A 21,288-nucleotide genomic window follows, 5' to 3' on the forward strand; every position below is an offset into this window, starting at 1 on the left:
GAGACAGACCATGGTTCAATTCAGCCTCCCGAAGAACTCTAAGATCACCACCGGCAAGACCTGGCCCAAGCCGGAGGGCGCCAGCAATGTGCGCAAGTTCAAGATCTACCGCTGGAACCCGGATGACGGGAAAAACCCGCAGGTCGATACCTATTTCGTCGACATGGACAGCTGCGGCCCGATGGTCCTGGACGCGCTGATCAAGATCAAGAATGAGATCGACCCGACCCTGACCTTCCGCCGGTCCTGCCGCGAGGGGATTTGCGGGTCCTGCGCAATGAACATCGACGGTATTAACACGCTGGCCTGTATCTACGGCATGGACGAGATCAAGGGCGATGTGGCGATCTACCCGCTGCCGCACATGCCGGTGGTTAAGGACTTGATCCCGGATCTCACGCATTTCTATGCCCAGCATGCCTCGATCATGCCGTGGCTGGAGACCAAGACCAACCGCCCGGCGAAAGAGTGGAAGCAGTCCATTGAGGACCGCAAGAAGCTCGATGGCCTCTATGAGTGCGTGATGTGCGCCAGCTGCTCGACCTCCTGCCCGAGCTACTGGTGGAACGGCGACCGCTACCTCGGCCCGGCAGCCCTGCTGCATGCTTACCGCTGGATCATCGACAGCCGGGACGAGGCCACGCCTGAGCGCCTGGACCAGCTGGAGGATCCGTTCAAGCTCTACCGCTGCCACACCATCATGAACTGCGCCAAGACCTGCCCCAAAGGCCTGAACCCGGCCAAGGCAATTGCGCATATCAAGAAGATGATGGTCGAGCGCGGGGTCTGAGCCGAACATCGGATGAACAGAGCACACCCCGTAGCCGCAAGGTTTGCGGGGTGTGTTGTTTTAAATGAAAAATTTTTCGATTGGAGGAATTTATGACGTTTAAGGCTTTTACCTTGGTTTTGGTCACAGGCACCTTAACGGCCTGCGTGTCCTCCGGCGAGAACAGCAGTGTTAATTCTGAATGGAAAGTGTTGAACAGCAAGCGGCCGCAATGTGCAAAGGCTGCGGGTATCACCGGACCCTACTCGGCAACCACTGAGTACTACGGGGGATCGGTCGTGCAGGTGTTTGAGCCGGGGCCAGGCGTAAGCGGAGCGCAGGCGGCGAAAGCGAATGCTTGCATGAAGGCCTGATAGCCGCTTGGGATGTCCCCCAAGGCTAACCGCTGGAGTGTCGGCGAAGCTATGCCTTCTCCGCGGTGGCAGAATTGAAAACCCTCGGTTTTCCTGCGAAACCGGGGGTATGTTTTTGGCAGGCAATGGATTTCGGGCATGAGACTTCTTGGATGCGCCGCGGGTGCGCTGACCCTTCTCTCGGGTTGCATGACAGCGGCGGATAACGACCGGATCGGCGGCCAATTGGCTGCGACGGATGCACGGATACCGAGCTGTATCGCGGAGGCTGGGATCACCGGGGAAGTCCGCGTCAGCACCGAGTTTCTAGGCCATGGTGCGGGTGCCACGGTGCTACGGAATGTGCAGCCCGGGCCGAACGTGACAGAGGCGCAGGCTGCACAAGCGACCGCCTGCATCAACGCCTGACGCTAATTGGTTGAGCGGCGGTGCCAGCCGCCCTAAGGTGCCGGAATGCAACCGCATTTCTATGCCATTCTGCTTGCCGGTGTTGCCGGGCTTTCGATGCCGCTGGGCGGGCTTCTGGCCTGGTGCGAGCACATCAGCAATCCGGTGCTGCGCAATCGGGTGCTGCACGCAATCGCGGCCTTTGGCGGCGGCGCGCTGGCATCAGCCGTGGCGCTTGTTCTGGTGCCCGAAGCGGCCGAGGCGCTGCCTGCCGCTTGGGCGGTTGGCCTGTTTGCCGCGGGCGGTTTGGTTTTCTATCTTGTGGATACGGTGCTGCAGCGCCATGGCGGCAGCGGTGCCTTGCTGCTGGCGATGCTGCTAGATTACCTGCCAGAGGCCATGGCACTGGGGGCGATGCTGGTCGCAGATGCGGCCACGGCCAAGCTGCTGGCGCTGATGATCTTCCTGCAAAACGTGCCAGAGGGGTTTGCTGCCTTCCGTGAGGTCTGGAGCGGTGACAGCCGGGCCTGGCATGTGCTGCTGCTGTTTCTGGGGCTGGCCGCTCTTGGGCCTGCCTGCGCGCTGGCGGGTCTGGTCTGGCTGGCGGAAGCCCATGCTGTGCTCGGCGGGATCATGATCTTTGCCGCGGGCGGCATCCTCTATCTGCTGTTTCAGGACATCGCCCCCAAGGCGCACAGCAGCCGCAGCAGCGCACCTGCGCTGGGGGCGGTTGCGGGTTTTGCGCTGGGGCTGGCCGGTCATCTGCTGATCAGCTGAGCCGCAGCCTGCGTGCCGGATTGCAGTAACTGCATGGCAAACCTGCAAAAACATCCGGTGCGCCGGGTGGCGCCATCGGGTAGCTTGCAAACCAAGGGAGGATGGTGCCGCAAGTAAGGAGACCGCCCGATGAAACCCGTTGAAACCCTGGAAGAGCAGCAAGCAAAGGCCGCCCGCGCCGCACTGGAGGCGCTGGATCAGGCTTATGCCTATTACACCCCGGAAACGCCTGTTGCGGCGGCTCAGGAACCGCGCCAGGATCAGCTGTTCGAATACTACCAGGCGGCCTGATCCGAGGGGGCGCTGCAGTGCCGGGTTTTGCGTTTGAAGGGCCGGCAGGACAGGGTTAGACAGGCCGCATGGTACTTATTGTCGTCCTTGCTGCCGGAGTCTTCTGTTACTTCCTGTGGCGCCACCGCGCGATGGATCTGACGCGCAACTGCCGCTGGCGGCAGATGAAGTCCGAAGGGCATTGGCGCTGCATCTCTTGCGGGGCTGTCGAACCCGGTGAAGCCGCCCCCCGCATTTGCCGCAATCCCCGGCGTCAGGGCTGAGGCTGCCGGCTGGTTTGGTCCTTAACCGGGCTGCCAGTGCTATGGGCTTGCACCGGGGGAGCGAAGTGGTCTTGATGGGGCAAACGAACAGGAAGGTTTTCCCCATGTCCAGCACGCCCGCTGCCCCCGCAGACGCAGTAGCCCGCCGCGCTATCAAGCCGGTGATATGTTATCCGAACGAGACACTGCCAATGCCGGATCTGGCGCTCTACAACCGGGCGCGGGAAGGCGCCGTGAAGACCGGCGAGGTGCGGGTACCGCCCCGCGATGCGGCCTGCTTTGAAGTGCCTGCCGGGCATTTTTTCCGCATCACCTCAATCGAGGGGCCGCAGGTGGGCGACCTGAACCTTTGGAACAAGAATGATCTGTCGGAGCGGTTTTATTCCGGCAAGACCCGCGCGTTGCATGGCACTCATATCACCGCGGGAGAGCGGATGTGGACCAGCTTCCCGCATCTGCGCCCGATGGCGACCATCACCGCCGATACACTGGGCTGGTACGGCATGGATGAATATGGCGGCTCGGTGCATGACGTGATCGGCACCCGTTGCGATCCCTATACCGGCAACCTGCTGGCAGGCAGCCAGTACCACCACTGCTGCCACTCCAACCTGACCCGGGCGCTGGCAGACCATCTGGGTGTGTCCCTGGCAGAGGCAGAGCCGCATGTGCATGATGTCCTGAACGTCTTCATGTGCACGGGCTTTACCCGCGACACCGGCCAGTATTTCATGAAGGCCAGCCCGGTGCGGCCCGGCGATTACCTGGAGTTTTTTGCCGAGATCGACCTTTTGGGCTGCCTTAGCGCCTGTCCGGGCGGGGATTGTTCAGCAGAGCATTCCAGCGATACCGCCGCCTGTTACCCGATGCTGGTCGAAGTTTTTGCCCCGGGAGAGGGCGCGCTTGGCGATTGGAAAAGCCCGCCGCCAAATGGGTATGACCGCAGCCACGGGTGCAAGTAAAACCGGTCAAAAGTTATTTTGGCCAGAGGTCTTGCTGAAATTCAGGGCGGCGTGAACAATCGCACCTTGTGAATTTCCCGAGCTCCCAAAAAGAAAAGGACAGCGGAATAACCGCTGTCCTAGGGAAAGCCGTAAATCGAAATTACGTGGCGTCAGCTGAACGCTGCCTCCAAGGCAATTTCCACCATGTCGCCAAAGCTGCGCTCCCGCTGATCGGAGGGGAGGGCTTCGCCGGTGCCCAGATGGTCGGAGACCGTCAGCACCGCCAACGCCCGGCAGCCGTGACGGGCCGCAAGCGTGTAGAGTTCTGCCGCTTCCATCTCGACGCCCAGGATGCCGTGGCGCACCATCTGCTCGTTCAGGTCGGGGCGCTCGTCATAGAACACATCGGAGGAGTAGATGCCGCCGATATGGGTGGCAGAGCCGTGTTTCGATGCTGCCTGGGCTGCTGCCTGCAGCAGGCCCCAGTCGGCGCAGGGGGCAAAGTTAAGCTCGCGGAAGATGCCGCTGGAGGGGCTGTTCACGGTGCTGGCTGTCATTGCCAGGATCACGTCGCGCACCTTGACCTTATCCTGCATGCCGCCGCAGGACCCGATGCGGATCAGGGTTTTTGCACCGAAATCGCGGATCAGCTCATTGGCGTAGATCGACAGCGAGGGCATGCCCATGCCGCTGCCCTGGATGGTGACGCGGTGGCCGTTCCAGGTGCCGGTATAGCCTAGCATTCCGCGCACTTCATTGACCAGCCGGGCATCTTGCAGAAAAGTTTCGGCTGCCCATTTCGCGCGGTAGGGGTCGCCGGGCATCAGCACGGTTTCCGCGATGTCGCCCGGTGCGGCGCCAATATGAATGGTCATGGCTTACCTCCGCTAAGGCTTCAGATTTCCAGGTCGGAAATATCCATGCCCGCGGTCAGCGCGGCATGCACCCAATGCGGTTTGCGGCCACGGCCGGTCCAGGTTTCCTCGGGGTTGCTGGGGTTGCGGTACTTCGGGGCAGCTTTGGCTTTCTTGGCGCTCTGGCGCGATGCATTGGCGATTTCATCCAGCGAAAATCCGAATTTGGCGGCAGCTTCTTCGGCGGCTTTCAGGGCTTCCTGACGCTCACGCAGTTCTGCCTCCTGCAATGCCTTTTCAACGTCGCTTTGCAGCTGGAGAAGCTCTTTTCTGCTCATAGCCGAAAGATCGAAGGTCATTTTGAACTCCATATAAAAATGACATACCGGAAAATCCGGTATGTCATTCCTTATGACCCAATTGCCAGACGCGTTTCAGCATCTTTCTCGGCTATTTGCAGGAAATTGCCTATTAAAGGTCAATTCGCTGCAATTTGCGGTGGCTTAGCCAGGTCAACAATATCGCTCATGATTGAATTAAGCTCGAAATCCTTTGGGGTATAGACGCGGGCCACACCCATGGATTTAAGCTTTTGTGCGTCATCATCCGGAATGATGCCGCCGACCACCACGGGAATATGCTCCAGCCCTGCGTCTCGCATACGCTGCATCATTTCCTCAACCAGCGGCAGATGGCTGCCCGACAGGATCGACAGTCCAACCACGTGGGCGTCGTCCTTCTGCGCCGCTTCCACCAGTTCGGCCGGGGTCATGCGGATGCCGTCATAGGTGATGTCCATGCCACAGTCGCGGGCGCGGAAGGCGATCTGTTCGGCGCCGTTGGAGTGGCCGTCCAGGCCCGGTTTGCCGACCACGAACTTGATCCGGCGGCCCAGCACATCGCTGACCGCATTGACCGCATCGCGCAGGTCGTCCAGCCCTTCGGTCTTGTTCGAAACGGAGGCCGACACGCCGGTCGGGCCGCGGTAGGTGCCGTGGACCTTGCGCATTTCCTCGGCCCATTCGCCGGTGGTGACGCCGGCCTTGGCGGCGGCAATCGAGGGCTCCATAATATTGGCGCCGCTTTGGGCTGCTGCGCGCAGGGTGGCAAGCGCCGATTGCACCGCGTCGTTGTCACGCGTGCCGCGCCAAGCATTCAGGCGGCTGATCTGTTCCTGTTCCACCGCCGGGTCGACCACCATGATGCCGCCGTCCTCTGTCTGCAGCGGCGAGGGCTCGCCCTCGGTCCATTTGTTGACACCGACAACGACGGTCTCGTTCTTTTCGATCCGGTTCAGCCGTTCGGCGTTGGAATCGACTAGGCGGCCCTTCATGTATTCGATGGAGGCGACGGCACCGCCCATCGATTCCAGGTTGGCCAGTTCGGCGCGGGCGCCGTCCTTCAGCTCCTCCACCTTGGCATCAACTGCAGGGTTGCCGTCAAATAGGTCGCCATATTCCAGAAGGTCGGTTTCATACGCCAGTATCTGCTGCATCCGCATCGACCATTGCTGATCCCAGGGGCGGGGCAGGCCAAGCGCCTCGTTCCAGGCGGGCAGCTGCACCGCGCGGGCGCGGGCTTTCTTGGACAATGTCACCGCCAGCATCTCGATCAGGATGCGGTAGACGTTGTTTTCCGGCTGCTGTTCGGTCAGGCCCAGCGAGTTCACCTGCACGCCATAGCGGAAGCGGCGGAACTTGGGGTCGGCAACGCCATAGCGTTTTTCGCAGATCTCGTCCCACAGATCGACAAAGGCGCGCATCTTGCACATCTCGGTGACAAAGCGGATGCCAGCATTCACGAAGAAAGAGATGCGGCCGACCATGGCCGGGAAATCCTCGGGCGCGATGCGTGGTTTCAGCTCGTCCAGCACCGCCTGTGCGGTCGCCAGGGCAAAGGCCAGTTCCTGCTCCGGTGTCGCGCCGGCCTCCTGCAGGTGGTAGGAGCAGACGTTCATCGGGTTCCATTTAGGCACGTTGGTGTAGCAGTACTCCGCCACATCTGCGATCATCTTGAGGCTGGGCTTGGGCGGGCAGACATAGGTGCCGCGGCTGAGGTATTCCTTGATCAGGTCGTTCTGCACGGTGCCCTGCAGTTTCGACACATCCGCACCCTGTTCCTCAGCCACCGCGATGTACAGCGCCAGCAGCCAAGGCGCCGTGGCGTTGATCGTCATCGAGGTGTTCATCTGTTCCAGCGGGATTTCATTGAAAAGGGTCCGCATGTCTCCCAGGTGGCAGACGGGCACGCCGACCTTGCCCACTTCGCCGCGGGCCAGCACATGGTCGCTGTCATAGCCGGTCTGGGTCGGCAGGTCGAAGGCGACCGAAAGGCCGGTCTGCCCCTTCGCCAGGTTGGCGCGGTAAAGCGCGTTGGATGCCGATGCCGTGGAATGGCCGGCATAGGTGCGGATCAGCCAGGGGCGGTCTTTTTGCATCTGCGGCATGTCGGGCCTCGCGAGTCAGTGTGTAGGTAATTTTATTTCGTCAAGCAGATGTAAACTGCAATTTTCAACCCTTGTCAATTCGCTGCGTTGCGGCAATTTCTCTCCAGTAGCAGGAAACCGGAATGGCTTCGCGCTTGTAAAGGCTGTTGCCATGCGCAACTGTTCAATCATGACGCAAACCGTGGAACTGCCGCTGTGGCTATTTGTGCTTATCGTGGGTTTTGCCACGGTGACCTTTGCGTCGCACTTCCTGTTCCCCTCTGTGCGCTGGTTCTTCCGGCGGCGGCTGGAGCGGGCGGTGGCGCGGCTGAACAAGCGGCTGGAACGCCCGATCGAACCGTTCAAGCTGGCGCGCCGCCACGACATGATCCAGCGGCTGATCCACGACCCTCAGGTGGCGCAGGCCGCGGCGGATCATGCTGAGGCTGAGGGCATCCCGGAAAACGTGGCGTTTGAGCAGGTGCGCCGCTATGCGCGTGAAATCGTGCCGGGATTTTCCGCCTTTGCCTATTTCAGTCTGGCGATCCGGGCGGCGCGGTTTCTGTCCAACGCGGTCTACCGGGTGCGGCTGGGCCACCAGGACGAGGAAGCGCTGCGCGCCATAGACCCCAATGCCACCGTGGTCTTTGTCATGAACCACCGCTCCAACATGGACTATGTGCTGGTCACTTATCTGGCGGCGGAACGCTCAGCCCTGTCCTATGCGGTGGGGGAGTGGGCGCGGGTCTGGCCGCTCAGCCGTCTGATCCGGGCGATGGGGGCCTACTTCATCCGCCGCCGCTCGCGTAATGGCCTCTACCGCAAGGTGCTGGCAGCCTACGTGCGGCTGGCAACCCGCGGCGGCTCCACCCAAGCGATGTTCCCCGAGGGCGGTCTCAGTCTCGACGGCGCTTTGGTGCAGCCCAGGCTAGGGCTGTTGAAATACATCGTCGAGGGCTATGACCCAGACCGGCGCGACGTGGTGTTTGTGCCGGTGGCTCTGAACTACGACCGGGTGCTGGAGGACAAGATCCTGACCTCTGCCGCCAAGGCGGGCGACCGCCGGTTCAAGGCCCGGATCGGGCTGGTCGCGCTGCGGCTGCTGCGGCAGCTATGGCTGTGGATGACCGGCCGTTACCGCCGTGCGGGCTATGCGGCGGTGAATTTCGGCCGTCCTCTCAGCCTCGCCGGATTCGGAGCCGGGCGCGAGGGCGACATTACCAAACCGCTGGCGCGGGAACTGATGCAGCGGATCAGCGGCATTGTCCCTGTTCTGCCGGTGCCGCTGATCTCCGCCATTCTGCTCAGGCAGGGGCCGCTCAGCCGGGCGGCAATTGAGCACAGGCTGGAGGATCTGGTTGCTGCAATGCCGCTGGCTCATGTCCACATTCCGCGGGACGATCTGTCATATGCGGCTGAGGCGGGCCTGAGCCAGCTGCTGCGGCGCGGGCTGGTGATGGAAGCGGAGGGACGGATCACACCCATGGCGGATCGTCAGGATCTGCTGGAGTTCTATGCCAACTCGATCCATCATTTGCTGCCCGAGGACAGCGGTTTGCCCGGTGGCTACACTGATTTTTCTGCACCTGCTAAGAACGATGCTGCATTTGCTGGGTCATAAAATTACCCAAACGTCGCAAAAGAGGTTGCAATATTACCTTCTCGATCCTATCCATCAGGTAACCGCTGCGATTCTGCACCGCGGCAAAGAACAGGATGCAAAGGAGGCCATCATGGCATTGGATACCCAGACTGACGTCATGTCGTACGAGGCGCCCGAGAAAGATCTCTATGAACTGGGGGAAATTCCTCCGATGGGCTATGTGCCTAAAAAGATGTACGCATGGGCCATCCGCAAGGAGCGCCACGGCGAGCCGAACACTGCGATGCAGCAGGAAGTGGTCGATGTGCCGGAGCTGGACAGCAACGAGGTGCTGGTGCTGGTGATGGCGGCAGGCGTCAACTATAACGGCGTTTGGGCCTCGCTGGGCAAGCCGATCTCGCCGTTTGACGGCCACAAGGCTCCTTATCACATTGCCGGCTCTGATGCCTCGGGCATCGTCTGGGCGGTGGGCTCCAAGGTGACCCGCTGGAAGGTCGGCGACGAGGTCGTGATCCACTGCAACCAGGACGACGGCGACGACGAGGAATGCAACGGCGGCGATCCGATGTACTCCCCCAGCCAGCGGATCTGGGGCTATGAAACCCCGGACGGCTCCTTTGCCCAGTTCACCAACGTGCAGGCCCAGCAGCTGATGCCGCGCCCCAAGCATCTGACCTGGGAAGAAAGCGCCTGCTACACGCTGACCCTGGCGACCGCATACCGGATGCTGTTCGGCCATGAGCCGCACGACCTGAAACCGGGCCAAAACGTGCTGGTCTGGGGCGCCTCGGGCGGCCTCGGCTCCTATGCGATCCAGCTGATCAACACCGCCGGCGCCAACGCCATTGGCGTGATCTCCGACGAGAGCAAGCGCGACTTTGTCATGGGCCTGGGCGCCAAGGGCGTTCTGAACCGCAAAGACTTCAACTGCTGGGGCCAGCTGCCCACGGTGAACACCCCGGAATATGCCGAGTGGTTCAAGGAAGCCCGCAAGTTCGGCAAAGCGATCTGGGACATTACCGGCAAGGGCAACAACGTCGACATGGTGTTCGAGCACCCGGGCGAGAGCACCTTCCCCGTTTCCACCTTTGTGGTGAAAAAGGGCGGCATGGTTGTGATCTGCGCCGGTACCACCGGTTATAATCTGACCTTCGACGTGCGTTACATGTGGATGCACCAGAAGCGTCTGCAGGGGTCTCACTTTGCTCACCTCAAGCAGGCCGCGGCTGCCAATAAGCTGATGGTGGAACGCCGTCTGGACCCCTGCATGTCCGAAGTATTCACTTGGGCGGATCTGCCGGAAGCACATATGAAGATGCTGCGCAACGAGCATTTGCCGGGCAACATGTCGGTGCTGGTGCAAGCGCCAAAGACCGGTCTGCGTACCCTGCAGGATGTGCTCGACGCCTGAAGGCGGACCGGCCCTCAAAGGTGAAGACGAAAAGTTTTTCCCGCGAATCGCAAATGCGATCAGCGGGAAATTTTATTTAAAAATTTATCTTTTCAAGTGCTTGGCTGTTTCAGCATCGCCGCATTTCCTGGTGGCTGGGCTAAAAGAAGCATGTAGGATAAACCATGAGTGGTGCGAGGCTGTTTCAGGACACCTATGAACGGCGCGAGGCCGCCAAATTTGACCGTTAAGTCAGAAGCTTCATTGACTTCAGTAACTTGGCCGCTGCACAAAAGCCGAAGTTATATGCCTTGCCTGAAGCGAAGGGGGTTGCGGCATTCAAACCTAACTTTGGTGGATTCGGGCGATAGCAGATGGCAGGCAAAGCAGAACTGGACCGCATTCTGGAGGCGCTCGACGCCACGGATACCCTGGATGGTCTCCAGCAGATTATCGAGCAGGTCTGCACTGTGTTTGGCGTTGACCATGCCATGTATCACTGGGTCGACAGCGCCGGCGACCACTACTACTTCGGCACCTATCCGCAGACTTGGGTCGAGCGGTATCAGGAAAAGGCTTATGTCCGCGTGGACCCGGTCGTGGCCGGCTGCTATCAGAGGTTTCATCCCGTCGACTGGAAGCGGCTGGACTGGTCGCCAAAACCGGCACGGGAGTTTCTTAAGGACGCGCTGGAGCACGGCGTTGGAAACCAAGGGTATTCCATCCCGGTCCGCGGGCCCAACGGTCAGTTTGCGGTGTTCACGGTCAGCCACAACTGCGATGACGAAACTTGGGAAAAGCTGACCGACCGCTACAGCCGCGACATGATCCTGATGGCGCATTATTTCAACCGAAAGGCGCTGGAGTTCGAACCCGACCGCAGCCCGGAGCAGGCGCAGCCGCTGTCGCCGCGGGAGGTGGATGCGCTGACCCTGCTGGCGATCGGTTACAGCCGGGCGCAGGTGGCAAAGACCTTATCCATTTCCGAGCATACGCTGCGCGTTTATATTGAAAGCGCGCGTTTCAAGCTGGGAGCAATCAATACAACCCATGCAATTGCCCGCGCAATATCGCTTGGTTTTATTGTGATTTAACGATCGGTTGTGAAAGCTACCGCAAATACACTCTGAGATTGTCGGTTCTGGCCGTACCCTGTCCCCACTGTTCAACCAGAAGGGGACTACATTATGCTTCGCTTTATCTATGGCCGCGATCTTCAAAATCATGCTTTCCTGGCGCACTCGATGTTCCGGGACCGGGCGGACCAGTTCAAAACCCGGTTGGGCTGGGACGTGCAGGTCGATCTGAACGGTGAGGAACAGGATCAGTATGACGCGCTCGACCCGCTGTATGTGATCTGGGAAATGCCCGATGGAAGCCATGGCGGCTCCATGCGGTTCCTGCCGACCACCGGACCGGTGATGGTCAATGATGTGTTCCTGGAACTCGCGGGCGGTGTGCCCATCTGCAGCCCGCTGATCTGGGAATGCACCCGGTTCTGCCTGTCGCGCGATGCGGGGACCAGCGTGGCTGGCGCGCTGACGCTTGGCGGGGTGGAGATTATGCGAAACTTCTCCGTCGCGCATTTCGCCGGCGTCTTTGACCGCCGTATGGTGCGGATTTACCGCAGCCTGGGCTTCAGCCCCGAGGTGATCGGCACCCAGGGAGAGGGGCGGGAGCGCATCTGCCTTGGCCTGTGGGAATACACGCCTCAAGTGTACTTGAACGTGGCGTCCAAGGCGGGCATCGCTCCGGAACTCTCGCAGCTTTGGTTCGACCGTTCGTTTGGCGGGGCAGGGGCCGCGATGCCCTTGGCGCTTACAGCCTGACAGACGCGCATTCCGGGGCCGGTGCCTCTGGCGGACCCGGCCCCGCGGCTGTAGGGTCGCGCCATGACAGCTCTGCCCGTACAGTTTTCCGACGACCAGGCCACCGCTTATGACAGCGTGACCGAACTCCTGCGCCAGGCGGGGGTGGACCTTGATGACGGGCTGTTGCATCCGCCCCGCGGCGACGCCGGGGTGATGGCGGTGATCGGCAAGGCGGGATCGGGCAAGACGCTCTTGCTGGCGGAGCTTTACAAGGCGCTGGAGCAATCAGGTGTCGAGGTCGTCTCCGGCGACTACGAAAGCCGCAAGAAAGGCGACGACCGCCGCACCCTGGCGATCCTGGCGCCAACCAACAAGGCCGCCAGCGTGCTGCGCCTGCGCGGCGTGCCCGCGACCACCATTCACCGCATCCTCTACACCCCGGTCTATGACCCCGAGTTCGAGAAGATCGCCGAATGGCTGGCAGGGCAGGGTGATCAGCCTGAGATCGAAGGGCTGACCGAAGAGGCGCTGGCCCGTGCCGCCGCCTTCTATGAAAGGAACAAGTCGATCCCCGGCGCGCTGGCCGCCGCGGGCCTGCGCGGCTCCGACTTCATCACCGGCTGGAAACGGCGCGAGGAGCCGCTGGATATCGGCTTTGTCGATGAAGCCTCGATGCTGGACGACCGCCAGTTCGAGGATCTGAAGGAGATTTTCCCGAACCTCATCCTGTTCGGAGATCCGGCCCAGCTGGCGCCGGTCAATCAGTCGGGGTCGATGGTGTTTGACGCGCTGCCAGAGCCGCGCCGCCTGATCCTGAACCGCATCCATCGGCAGGAGGCGGGCAACCCGATCCTGGATCTGGCGCATGCGCTGGCCGATCCGCAGCTGGGGTTTGAGGATTTCGAGCGGATGATCGAAGACACGGCGCGCCGCGACGAGCGTGTGGTCTGGGGGCAGCGGGTCGAGGTCGACCTGATGGCGCGCTCGCCTGTGCTGGTCTGGCGCAACAACACCCGCATCCGGCTGATCAACGCTTTCCGCAGAGTCTACGGCGCGCCGGAAGATGAACTGATCGCCGGTGAGCCGCTGATTTGCGACGGCATCGAACTGCCGGTGAAGCACCGGAAGAAACGCCTGGACCTGGAGGCCCGCGGCCTGATCAAGGGCGCGCAGGTGATCTTTCTCGGCTCCGGCCGCAAGCCAGGATTTTCGCGCCTGCATGTAATGGGGGCGGAGGATCCTCAGGTGTCCGCCGCCTCTATCGTGAAGATTGAAAAACCGGATGAAGAGGAACCTTTCATCCCCTACGCAGCCCGTATGGGCGCTACCTTCCTGCATGGCGCGGCGGTAACCATCCACAAGGCGCAAGGCAGCCAGTGGGACACCACTCAGGTCTTCGCTCCGGATATCTATGCCGCCGCCCGGATGGGGCGGGTGGAGGCCGGCCAGCCATTGTGGAAACGGCTGGCCTATGTGGCCATCACGCGGGCTCAGGAACGGCTGATCTGGGTTGTCAGGAACCGCCTGGCTAAGCCTTCGGGCCCGCTGCAGGTGGATGACCTGAAGGCGGTGCCTGCGGCGGCGCTGACGCTGGAAGCACAGGAGGAGACCCCGGCATGAGCAAATCAATCCTGATTACCGGTGCCAGTTCCGGCATCGGCCGCGCTGTTGCAGAACTATTCCTGGCCGAGGGCTGGCAGGTCGGCCTGACAGCACGCCGGGCAGAGAAGCTTGAAGAAGTGGCGATGGGCTATGCCAATGCCAATGTTCTGCCCGCCGATGTAACTGACCCGGCGGCGGTCGATCATGCGGTGAACAGCTTTGCTATGGCTGCGGGGCGGCTTGATGTGCTGTTCAACAATGCGGGTATCTTCACCCCACCTGGCACCATTGACGAGATCCCGCTGGAGGACTGGTTCGCTTCGGTGAACGTGAACCTCACCGGCATGTATCTGACTGCCCGCGCCGCCTTCCGCCAGATGCGGCTGCAATCCCCGCAAGGCGGGCGGATCATCAACAACGGCTCCATCGCTGCCTATGTGCCACGGCCCCACTCGGCGCCCTATGCGGCCACCAAGGCGGCCATCACCGGTCTTACCAAAAGTCTGTCGCTGGATGGGCGCCCCTATGATATCGCCTGCGGCCAAATCGATATCGGCAACACCCGCACCCCGATGGTCGAGGATCTGAGCCAGCGCCACTCAGAGGCCAACCCCGGCGCTGAGCCGATGCATACATTTGCAGTTGAAGACGCAGCGAAGTCGGTGCTGCACATGGCCAGCCTGCCATTGGAGGCCAATGTGCAGTTCATGACGGTGATGGCGACCAAAATGCCCTATATCGGCCGCGGGTAAGCTCTCCCGCCCGTCGCCAGTGCCTCCAAGATGCCCTGCTCCCGCTGGGCGTGGCGCTGTGCAGAGTAGTTGAGAACCAGAAAAAAGCCCGGTGTTTTTGGTTTCTTTCTGGTTGGAAATACCCCGGGGTGAATTGGCCGCGCGGCCAAGAGGGGCAGCGCCCCTCCTTAGCGGTTCCTAAGTAGGCTGAACGCAGCAGATGCCCCCCAGCCGGCCGCAATCGCAATTGCCAGCGACATCAGGCCGTATAGAAACGGCTGCTCGCGCGAGAGCGAGAACAGAAACCGTTCCAGCCCGACCTTGCGCACGTCGATTGAGGTCTCGTAGCTCGACACCACTTCGCCGCCGCGGGTCAGGAAGATGCGGGTTTGGTAATCGCCCTCGGTCAGGTCGGCAGGCATCTTGATCGCTGTACGGAACAGGGTCTGCTCGTCTACCGCCACTGTGTTTTCACGCAGGGAATATAGCCCGTTCTTTTCGCGGATCCGCATCACCGCATCGGCAAAAGCCTGGGCACCGCGGATATGCATGGCAGCGCCGACCGAGCGGATTGCTCGCCGGATCGACACCCTGTAGCGCAGGTCTTCCGTGTCGCGCAGCACCTGGGCAAAGGGGGCACTGGTGGCCACTGCGTAGAACGCCGGCGCCGAGTCGACCAGAACGCTGTCGACGTTGACCCAGATGCCCAGCTTCTTTTCTTTGCGCCGCACCATCACGGACGGGGCTGGGCCGGACACCGCGACAATCACCTCCAGCGGCTCGTCAGCAGGGATCGGGGTCTCGCGTTTGACCGCGCCGAAGATGAGGATTTCCGAACCGTCAAAGGTGGCGGTAATTGCCACGCGGTCCTGGCTGAGACCCAATACGACCTCTTCCTTGGCGGCTTGGGCTGCGGATTGCGGCAGCAGTGCCAGGGTGGCAGCAGTCAGGGCGGACAGCAGCAGTTTGCGCATGATCAGTGGCCTCCCGCTTCGCCGAGCGAGAACAGCTCAGCCGGTTGCAGCAGAAGGTCGAGGCCCAGTTTCACACAGACGACGATCACCATCAGCGCCAGCAGGATGCGCAGCTGTTCTGCCTTGAGGTAGACACCGATGCGGGTGCCGATCTGGGCGCCGATAACACCGCCGACAAGCAGGAGAACCGCCAGCACGATGTCTACGGTATAGTTGGTTGTGGCGTGCAGCATGGTGGTGAAGCCAGTGACCAGGATGATCTGGAACAGCGAGGTGCCGACAACCACCTTGGTTGGCATGCCGAGGATGTAGATCATCGCAGGCACCATGATGAAGCCGCCGCCGACACCCATGATCGCGGCCAGGATACCAACGCAGACGCCTACCAGAATGGGGGGGATCACCGAGATGTAGAGGCCAGAGGTGCGGAACCGCATCTTGAACGGCAGCGCATGCACCCAGCCGCGCTGGCGCCGGGCTGCGGGCGCGGCGCCGCCCGCCTTCTTGGATTTGCGGATCGCGTTCAGGCTTTCGATGAACATCAGCCCGCCGACCACGCCGAGGAAAACGACATAGCAGAGCTTGACCAGCAGATCGACCTGACCCAGCGCCTTGAGGTAGTTGAACACCACAACCCCCAGCGCCGCGCCCATCAGGCCGCCGGCCTGCAGCATCAGCCCCATCTTGATATCGACTGTCCGCCTTCGGAAATGCGCCAGCACGCCGGAGAAGGACGAGGCGACGATCTGGTTTGCTTCCGTGGCCACCGCCACCGCGGGCGGGATGCCGATAAAGAACAAAAGCGGCGTCATCAGGAAGCCGCCGCCGACTCCGAACATGCCTGAGAGAACCCCGACCATTCCCCCAAGGCCCAGGAGAAGGAAGGCATTCACTGAGACCTCAGCTATGGGAAGGTATATCTGCATGTTCTTTGTTAGACCGCAGTCATATCAAAAATCAATGATCTATGCCGCTCTGCAGCGTGCAGGACTGATTTGCCGTTGCAAACTGGACTTATAGCTGCCGCTCCGGCGGTTCAGGGCAGGTTGAGCACGGTCAGGGAAAAAACGTCGGCTGGCTCCAGTAGCAGCTCAAACCCGATCTTGACCGAGACCGACAGCACCAGCAGGGCCAGCAGGACCCGCAGTTGTTCCGCCTTGAGCTTAGCGCCAATCACGGTTCCCAGCTGGGCGCCTGCCACGCCGCCAATCAACAGGAACAGCGCCAGCACCACGTCGACGGTGTAGTTTGTGGTGGCGTGCATCACTGTGGTGAACCCGGCGACAAAGATGATCTGGAAGAGCGAGGTGCCGATCACCACCTTGGTGGGCATGCCGAGGATGTAGATCATCGCGGGCACCATGATGAAACCGCCGCCAACACCCATGATCGCCGACAGGATGCCAACACCAAAGCCAACCAGCGCGGGCGGGATCACCGAGATGTAAAGCCCGGAGGCCTTGAACCGCATCTTGTAGGGCAGGGCATGCACCCAGGACCGCTGGCGCCGCTTGTAGGCGGGGGCGCCGCCGGCCTGCCGGGCTTTGCGGATAGCGTTGACGCTTTCGACAAACATCAGTGCGCCGATCACACCAAGGAACAGCACATAGCAGAGCTGCACCGCCAGATCGACCTGGCCCAGCTGCTTGAGCCAGTTGAAAATGGCCATCCCCAGAGCAGCCCCCATGAGGCCGCCGCCCAGCAGCACGTAACCCATCTTCAGATCCACAGTGCGACGCCGGAAATGCGCCATCAGTCCGGATACGGACGAGGCTACCACCTGGTTGGCCGATGTGGCCACTGCAACCCCCGGAGGGATGCCGATCAGGAACAGGAGCGGCGTGATCAGAAAGCCGCCGCCCACTCCGAACATGCCAGACAGAACCCCTACAGCGCCGCCAATACCCAGGAGCAGCAAAAAGTTGACCGAAACCTCGGCGATGGGGAGGAAGATGTGCATGCGCCCATACAGCAACCGCAAAGCGCCGGGTCAACCGGTCAGGCGGCAATCCGGCAGACAGGACCGACAGCTGGTCATGATCTGGATCTAAAGCCCGGGTGCTCCCGCGCCTGCAGGAGAAGGGCGGGAAAAGGAAACGCCCGGCGAAGGGCCGGGCGTTATGCTGTGTCTGGCGCTGAGCTTAGCGCTCTTTCACATAGGGTTCGCCGCCGGCCCTGGGCGGGATCGCCTTGCCGACGAAACCGGCCAGGATGACCACCGTCAGCACGTATGGCAGCGCGTCCATTGCCTGCACCGGGATGGTGATGCCACCAAGCTCAATGTTCTGGAAGCGCAGCGCAATCGCCTGCAACAGGCCGAACAGCAGGCAGGCGCCCATAGCGTGCCAGGGCCGCCACTTGGCAAAAATCAGGGCCGCCAGGGCGATGAAGCCGCGGCCTGCGGTCATGTCCTTGACGAAACCCGCCTGCAGCGCAGTGGCCAGATATGCACCTGCAATGCCGCACAACAGGCCGCAGATCAGCACCGCCGCATAGCGCAGGCCGACAACCGAGACGCCGGCAGTGTCCACCGCGGCTGGGTTCTCGCCCACCGCGCGCAGGCGCAGGCCAAACCGGGTGCGGAACAGCACCCACCACGTGGCTGGGACCGCCAGGAAGGCAATGTAGACCAGGATCGAGTGGCCCGAGAGCAGCTCAGCATAGACCGGACCCAGCACTGGCACGCCGGAGAGGCTTTCGGCAAAGGGCAGGTTGATCGGGGTGAACCGCCCGCCGCCGATCAGCGACGGCGTGCGGCCGCCTTGCTGGAACCAGTCCTGAGCGATGAGCACCGTCATGCCCGCGGCTAGGAAATTGATCGCCACGCCGGAAATCAGCTGGTTGCCGCGGAAGGTGATCGAGGCCACCCCATGCAGGCCTGCCAGCAGCAGCGAGGAGCCAATGCCCGCCAGCAGCCCCAGCCAGACATTGCCGGTGACGGCAGCAACAGCGGCGGAGAAGAAAGCCGCCATCAGCATCTTGCCCTCAAGGCCGATGTCGAAGATGCCCGCGCGCTCCGAGAACAAACCCGCAAGGCAGGCCAGCAGCAGCGGCGTGGCCAGGCGGACGGTGGAATCCAAGAGCTGGATGATCGTCAGGAAATCCATCAGTTCTGCCCCTTCCGCATCATCAGGAAGATCCGCTCCAACGGCATCCGCACCATATTGTCGAGCGCGCCGGTGAACAGGATCACCAGGGCTTGGATCACCACGATCAGCTCCCGCGGGATCGAGGTCCAGAGCGCCAGTTCGGCGCCACCCTGGTAGAGGAAGCCAAAGAGGATCGCCGCCAGGAACACGCCGAACGGGTGGTTGCGCCCCATCAGCGCCACCGCAATGCCGATGAAACCGGCGCCTTCGGTGGCGTTCAGCACCAGCCGTTCTGCCTCGCCCATCACGTTGTTCACAGCCATCATGCCGGCCAGCGCGCCGGAGATCAGCATCGCGATCATGATGGTGCGGACAGAGGAAATACCGGCATAACGCGCACCGGGCTCCGATTTGCCCAAGCTGCGGATTTCGTAACCCAGCGGTGTGCGCCAGATCAGCAGCCAGACAAACAGGCAGGCGCCGACGGCGACCAGCAGGCTGACGTTGGCCGGTGCGGATTTCGAGAACTCGATCCCGATCGGTGCCAGCAGCTCATGCAGGGAGGGCAGATGCACCGCCTCGGGGAAACGTGCGGTGGCCGGATCCATGGAGCCTTCGGGGCGCAGCAGGTTCACCAGCACATAGTTCAGCACCGCCGCGGCGATGAAGTTGAACATGATGGTGGTGATCACGATATGGCTGCCGCGCTTGGCCTGCAGATAGGCCGGGATTGCGGCCCAGGCCGCACCGAAAAGGCCCGCGCCAAGCGCCGCAAAGACCAGCGCTAGCGTCCAATGCGGCCACGGGATCAGCAGGCAGACCAGCGCCACGCCCAGCCCGCCCAGCATCGCCTGGCCCTCGCCGCCGATGTTGAACAGGCCCGCGTGGGCGGCAATCGCCACCGCAAGGCCGGTGAACATGAAATTGGTGGCGTAGTAGAGCGTATAGCCCCAGCCATAGGTGGAGCCCAGAGCGCCATCGACCATCAGCTTGACCGCGGCCACCGGATCTTCGCCGATCCCGAGGATCACCAGGGCCGACAGGATCGCGGCCAGGAAAAGGCTGATCAGCGGGATCAGGACCACATCGGCCCATTTCGGCATCTTGTCCATTTACGCGGCCTCCCCCGCGACACCGGCCATCATCAGGCCGAGTTCTTTCTCATCGGTTTGATCCGCCGGGCGTTCGCCCATGATCATGCCGTCAAACATCACAGCAACCCGGTCTGCCAGTGACAGGATCTCCTCCAGCTCGACCGAGACCAGCAGGATCGCCTTACCCTGGTCGCGCAGCTCGACGATCTGCTTGTGAATGAATTCAATGGCGCCGATGTCGACGCCGCGGGTCGGCTGGCCGACCAGCAACAGGTCGGGGTTGCGCTCAATCTCACGCGCCACCACGATTTTCTGCTGGTTGCCGCCGGAGAAGTTCTTGGCCGCCAGCCAGGGATCGGGCGGGCGAACGTCGAATTTCTCCATCTTGGCCTCGGTATCGGCGCGCAAGGCGGCGTTGTTCATCAGCACGCCGTTTTTGTAGGCCGGATCGCGGTGGTAGCCGAAGGCCACGTTCTCCCAGGCGTGGAAATCCATGATCAGGCCTTCGCGCTGGCGGTCCTCCGGCACATGGCCGATATGGGCGTCACGCCGCGCGGCGGCATCGGACCCTAGCCCGTGCAGGGGCAGGGGCGTGCCATGCAGCTTGATGCTGCCGGTGCCGGGGCGCATCCCGCCCAGTACCTCCAGCAGCTCCGACTGGCCGTTGCCTGCGACCCCGGCGATTCCGACGATCTCGCCGGCCCGCACGGTCAGGTCGATGCCCTTAACGCGCTCGACGCCGGCGCTGTCCACCACCCGCAGGTTCTCGATCTCCAGGATCGGGGCACCGGGCTGGGCTGGGACCTTATCGACGCGCAGCAGGACTTTGCGGCCCACCATCAGCTCGGCCAGATGCTCGGGGCTGGTCTCAGCTGTTTTGACGGTGGCGGTCATCTGGCCGCGGCGCATGACGGACACTGTGTCGGTGTATTCCATGATCTCCCGCAGCTTGTGGGTGATCAGGATGATGGTCTTCCCTTCCGCGCGCAGCCGGTCGAGGATGCGGAACAGCTGGTCGGCCTCGGCTGGGGTAAGAACACCGGTAGGCTCATCCAGGATCAGGATCTCGGCCTTGCGGTAAAGCGCCTTGAGAATTTCCACACGCTGCTGCATGCCAACGCCGATCTCATCGATGCGGGCGTCGGGATCGACGAACAGTTCGTATTCCTCCTCCAGCGCCTTCAGTTCCTTGCGGGCACGGCGCAGCGAAGGCATCAGCATGCCGCTGTCCTCAGCCCCCAGCACGATGTTCTCCAGCACGGTGAAATTCTCCACCAGCTTGAAATGCTGGAACACCATGCCGATGCCTGCGGCAATCGCCGCCTGGCTGTCCGGGATCGCGGTCTTCTTGCCCTTGATCCAGATCTCGCCTGAATCGGCTTTGTAGAAGCCATAGAGGATCGACATCAGCGTCGACTTCCCCGCACCGTTTTCACCGATGATACCGTGAATGGTGCCGGGGGCGACGCTGATGGAAATGTCCTTGTTTGCCTGGACCGGGCCAAAGGCCTTGGAAATGCCTTTGAGTTCGATGGCGGGGGCGGTCAATCGGGCTCTCCCATGCCTGTAAATCCGATCAGCCGCACCACCTTGCCGTCCTCGAGATCGGCAAAATACTGTCCGCGCACCATGCGTTTGCCATCCTTCTCGAAATCCACCGTGGCGCGCGCATGGCCATGATGTTCGGAGACGGCAACCACATTCGCCGCAGCGCCCGGCATCATCGCGCTGAACTGCGCGATATAGTCCAGATAGGCGTCGCGTGTGGTGATCGGGGCGGGTGTGTTGGGATCGGAGTAATAAAAACCGGGCCCGATTGCCGCGTCCGTCTTTCCGGCGCGTGTTTCGGGCGATGGGTCGCCCCAGGCTTCAAACAGAATGTGTAGTGAATCCGTCATGGCCTGGGGCTT

General features: G+C 61.9%; 23 protein-coding genes. 13 read left to right on the forward strand and 10 right to left on the reverse strand.

Annotation, left to right across the window (positions count from 1 at the left end; genetic code table 11):
* Positions 1-10 precede the first annotated feature (10 nt).
* From RA26_RS07110 to RA26_RS07135, 7 genes are all read left to right on the forward strand, one after another.
* Positions 11-790, forward strand: coding sequence for a succinate dehydrogenase iron-sulfur subunit (locus RA26_RS07110; protein WP_039181843.1), 780 nt, complete (start codon positions 11-13; stop codon positions 788-790).
* An 80-nt stretch (positions 791-870) separates the two neighbouring features.
* Positions 871-1,143 carry a hypothetical protein gene (locus RA26_RS07115; protein ID WP_039181846.1) on the forward strand — a complete coding sequence of 91 codons (273 nt, stop codon included), beginning with the start codon at positions 871-873 and terminating at the stop codon, positions 1,141-1,143.
* 138 nt (positions 1,144-1,281) lie between these two features.
* A complete protein-coding gene (locus RA26_RS07120; RefSeq protein WP_039181849.1) occupies positions 1,282-1,551 on the forward strand; it encodes a hypothetical protein in 270 nt (89 codons plus the stop codon).
* 45 nt (positions 1,552-1,596) lie between these two features.
* Entirely contained in the window at positions 1,597-2,307 is a 711-nt protein-coding gene (locus RA26_RS07125; RefSeq protein ID WP_039181852.1) for a ZIP family metal transporter, read from the forward strand.
* A gap of 129 nt (positions 2,308-2,436) precedes the next feature.
* Positions 2,437-2,598 (forward strand): hypothetical protein, encoded by a 162-nt coding sequence (locus tag RA26_RS22935; RefSeq protein ID WP_193747596.1) that lies wholly within the window; start codon positions 2,437-2,439, stop codon positions 2,596-2,598.
* A 68-nt stretch (positions 2,599-2,666) separates the two neighbouring features.
* The gene (locus RA26_RS22365; RefSeq protein ID WP_082015777.1) at positions 2,667-2,861 is read left to right on the forward strand and encodes a hypothetical protein; all 195 of its coding nucleotides are present in this window, start codon (positions 2,667-2,669) and stop codon (positions 2,859-2,861) included.
* Positions 2,862-2,965: 104 nt separating this feature from the next.
* On the forward strand, positions 2,966-3,823 hold the full coding sequence (locus tag RA26_RS07135) for an urea carboxylase-associated family protein (protein WP_039181858.1): 858 nt from the start codon (positions 2,966-2,968) through the stop codon (positions 3,821-3,823).
* Between the two features lie 152 nt (positions 3,824-3,975).
* Here RA26_RS07135 and deoD read toward each other — a convergent pair whose 3' ends face one another.
* The 3 genes from deoD to RA26_RS07150 all read right to left on the reverse strand — a co-directional run bounded on the left by deoD (position 3,976) and on the right by RA26_RS07150 (position 7,105).
* On the reverse strand, positions 3,976-4,680 hold the full coding sequence (gene deoD / locus RA26_RS07140; protein WP_039181861.1) for a purine-nucleoside phosphorylase: 705 nt from the start codon (positions 4,678-4,680) through the stop codon (positions 3,976-3,978).
* 20 nt (positions 4,681-4,700) lie between these two features.
* Entirely contained in the window at positions 4,701-5,018 is a 318-nt protein-coding gene (locus RA26_RS07145) for an H-NS histone family protein (RefSeq protein ID WP_039182106.1), read from the reverse strand.
* Positions 5,019-5,137: 119 nt separating this feature from the next.
* A complete protein-coding gene (locus RA26_RS07150; protein ID WP_039181864.1) occupies positions 5,138-7,105 on the reverse strand; it encodes a protein meaA in 1,968 nt (655 codons plus the stop codon).
* 169 nt (positions 7,106-7,274) lie between these two features.
* Here RA26_RS07150 and RA26_RS07155 point away from each other — a divergent pair, with 169 nt between their 5' ends.
* The 6 genes from RA26_RS07155 to RA26_RS07180 all read left to right on the forward strand — a co-directional run bounded on the left by RA26_RS07155 (position 7,275) and on the right by RA26_RS07180 (position 14,242).
* Positions 7,275-8,705, forward strand: a complete 1,431-nt coding sequence (locus tag RA26_RS07155; RefSeq protein ID WP_039182109.1) for a 1-acyl-sn-glycerol-3-phosphate acyltransferase — start codon at positions 7,275-7,277, stop codon at positions 8,703-8,705.
* Positions 8,706-8,817: 112 nt separating this feature from the next.
* On the forward strand, positions 8,818-10,098 hold the full coding sequence (ccrA, locus tag RA26_RS07160) for a crotonyl-CoA carboxylase/reductase (RefSeq protein WP_039182111.1): 1,281 nt from the start codon (positions 8,818-8,820) through the stop codon (positions 10,096-10,098).
* A 353-nt stretch (positions 10,099-10,451) separates the two neighbouring features.
* The gene (locus RA26_RS07165; RefSeq protein ID WP_039181866.1) at positions 10,452-11,171 is read left to right on the forward strand and encodes a helix-turn-helix transcriptional regulator; all 720 of its coding nucleotides are present in this window, start codon (positions 10,452-10,454) and stop codon (positions 11,169-11,171) included.
* 93 nt (positions 11,172-11,264) lie between these two features.
* The gene (locus RA26_RS07170) at positions 11,265-11,906 is read left to right on the forward strand and encodes an acyl-homoserine-lactone synthase (RefSeq protein ID WP_039181870.1); all 642 of its coding nucleotides are present in this window, start codon (positions 11,265-11,267) and stop codon (positions 11,904-11,906) included.
* Positions 11,907-11,969: 63 nt separating this feature from the next.
* Positions 11,970-13,508 carry an ATP-dependent DNA helicase gene (locus RA26_RS07175; RefSeq protein WP_039181873.1) on the forward strand — a complete coding sequence of 513 codons (1,539 nt, stop codon included), beginning with the start codon at positions 11,970-11,972 and terminating at the stop codon, positions 13,506-13,508.
* Positions 13,505-14,242 carry an SDR family oxidoreductase gene (locus RA26_RS07180; RefSeq protein WP_039181876.1) on the forward strand — a complete coding sequence of 246 codons (738 nt, stop codon included), beginning with the start codon at positions 13,505-13,507 and terminating at the stop codon, positions 14,240-14,242. Before RA26_RS07175 ends, RA26_RS07180 begins: the two co-directional genes overlap by 4 nt.
* A gap of 167 nt (positions 14,243-14,409) precedes the next feature.
* Here the strand turns inward: RA26_RS07180 and RA26_RS07185 are convergent, their stop codons facing one another.
* From RA26_RS07185 to RA26_RS07215, 7 genes are all read right to left on the reverse strand, one after another.
* Complete coding sequence (locus RA26_RS07185; RefSeq protein WP_039181878.1) at positions 14,410-15,195, reverse strand: TIGR02186 family protein; 786 nt, start codon at positions 15,193-15,195, stop codon at positions 14,410-14,412.
* A 2-nt stretch (positions 15,196-15,197) separates the two neighbouring features.
* Positions 15,198-16,121, reverse strand: a complete 924-nt coding sequence (locus RA26_RS07190; RefSeq protein ID WP_039181881.1) for a sulfite exporter TauE/SafE family protein — start codon at positions 16,119-16,121, stop codon at positions 15,198-15,200.
* Between the two features lie 110 nt (positions 16,122-16,231).
* Positions 16,232-17,155: a sulfite exporter TauE/SafE family protein gene (locus tag RA26_RS07195; RefSeq protein WP_039181885.1), complete on the reverse strand. Its 924-nt coding sequence runs from the start codon at positions 17,153-17,155 to the stop codon at positions 16,232-16,234.
* 181 nt (positions 17,156-17,336) lie between these two features.
* A complete protein-coding gene (locus tag RA26_RS07200) occupies positions 17,337-18,302 on the reverse strand; it encodes an ABC transporter permease (protein WP_039181888.1) in 966 nt (321 codons plus the stop codon).
* Positions 18,302-19,396, reverse strand: coding sequence for an ABC transporter permease (locus tag RA26_RS07205; protein ID WP_039181891.1), 1,095 nt, complete (start codon positions 19,394-19,396; stop codon positions 18,302-18,304). Before RA26_RS07205 ends, RA26_RS07200 begins: the two co-directional genes overlap by 1 nt.
* Positions 19,397-20,926 (reverse strand): ABC transporter ATP-binding protein, encoded by a 1,530-nt coding sequence (locus tag RA26_RS07210; RefSeq protein ID WP_039181894.1) that lies wholly within the window; start codon positions 20,924-20,926, stop codon positions 19,397-19,399.
* Positions 20,923-21,276: a nuclear transport factor 2 family protein gene (locus RA26_RS07215; RefSeq protein WP_039181898.1), complete on the reverse strand. Its 354-nt coding sequence runs from the start codon at positions 21,274-21,276 to the stop codon at positions 20,923-20,925. The genes RA26_RS07210 and RA26_RS07215 overlap by 4 nt, the downstream gene beginning before the upstream one ends.
* Between the last annotated feature and the right edge of the window lie 12 nt (positions 21,277-21,288).

Origin of the sequence: Leisingera sp. ANG-M7, from assembly GCF_000813965.1 — a bacterium.
In the GTDB taxonomy this organism is placed as follows: Bacteria; Pseudomonadota; Alphaproteobacteria; order Rhodobacterales; family Rhodobacteraceae; genus Leisingera.

Coding starts and splice junctions, on each gene's coding strand:
- RA26_RS07110 (WP_039181843.1), top strand. CDS start 11: ATGGTTCAATTCAGCCTCCCGAAGAACTCTAAGATCACCACCGGCAAG.
- RA26_RS07120 (WP_039181849.1), top strand. CDS start 1,282: ATGAGACTTCTTGGATGCGCCGCGGGTGCGCTGACCCTTCTCTCGGGT.
- RA26_RS07125 (WP_039181852.1), top strand. CDS start 1,597: ATGCAACCGCATTTCTATGCCATTCTGCTTGCCGGTGTTGCCGGGCTT.
- RA26_RS22935 (WP_193747596.1), top strand. CDS start 2,437: ATGAAACCCGTTGAAACCCTGGAAGAGCAGCAAGCAAAGGCCGCCCGC.
- RA26_RS22365 (WP_082015777.1), top strand. CDS start 2,667: ATGGTACTTATTGTCGTCCTTGCTGCCGGAGTCTTCTGTTACTTCCTG.
- RA26_RS07135 (WP_039181858.1), top strand. CDS start 2,966: ATGTCCAGCACGCCCGCTGCCCCCGCAGACGCAGTAGCCCGCCGCGCT.
- deoD (WP_039181861.1), bottom strand. CDS start 4,680: ATGACCATTCATATTGGCGCCGCACCGGGCGACATCGCGGAAACCGTG.
- RA26_RS07145 (WP_039182106.1), bottom strand. CDS start 5,018: ATGACCTTCGATCTTTCGGCTATGAGCAGAAAAGAGCTTCTCCAGCTG.
- RA26_RS07150 (WP_039181864.1), bottom strand. CDS start 7,105: ATGCCGCAGATGCAAAAAGACCGCCCCTGGCTGATCCGCACCTATGCC.
- RA26_RS07155 (WP_039182109.1), top strand. CDS start 7,275: ATGACGCAAACCGTGGAACTGCCGCTGTGGCTATTTGTGCTTATCGTG.
- ccrA (WP_039182111.1), top strand. CDS start 8,818: ATGGCATTGGATACCCAGACTGACGTCATGTCGTACGAGGCGCCCGAG.
- RA26_RS07165 (WP_039181866.1), top strand. CDS start 10,452: ATGGCAGGCAAAGCAGAACTGGACCGCATTCTGGAGGCGCTCGACGCC.
- RA26_RS07170 (WP_039181870.1), top strand. CDS start 11,265: ATGCTTCGCTTTATCTATGGCCGCGATCTTCAAAATCATGCTTTCCTG.
- RA26_RS07175 (WP_039181873.1), top strand. CDS start 11,970: ATGACAGCTCTGCCCGTACAGTTTTCCGACGACCAGGCCACCGCTTAT.
- RA26_RS07180 (WP_039181876.1), top strand. CDS start 13,505: ATGAGCAAATCAATCCTGATTACCGGTGCCAGTTCCGGCATCGGCCGC.
- RA26_RS07185 (WP_039181878.1), bottom strand. CDS start 15,195: ATGCGCAAACTGCTGCTGTCCGCCCTGACTGCTGCCACCCTGGCACTG.
- RA26_RS07190 (WP_039181881.1), bottom strand. CDS start 16,121: ATGCAGATATACCTTCCCATAGCTGAGGTCTCAGTGAATGCCTTCCTT.
- RA26_RS07195 (WP_039181885.1), bottom strand. CDS start 17,155: ATGCACATCTTCCTCCCCATCGCCGAGGTTTCGGTCAACTTTTTGCTG.
- RA26_RS07200 (WP_039181888.1), bottom strand. CDS start 18,302: ATGGATTTCCTGACGATCATCCAGCTCTTGGATTCCACCGTCCGCCTG.
- RA26_RS07205 (WP_039181891.1), bottom strand. CDS start 19,396: ATGGACAAGATGCCGAAATGGGCCGATGTGGTCCTGATCCCGCTGATC.
- RA26_RS07215 (WP_039181898.1), bottom strand. CDS start 21,276: ATGACGGATTCACTACACATTCTGTTTGAAGCCTGGGGCGACCCATCG.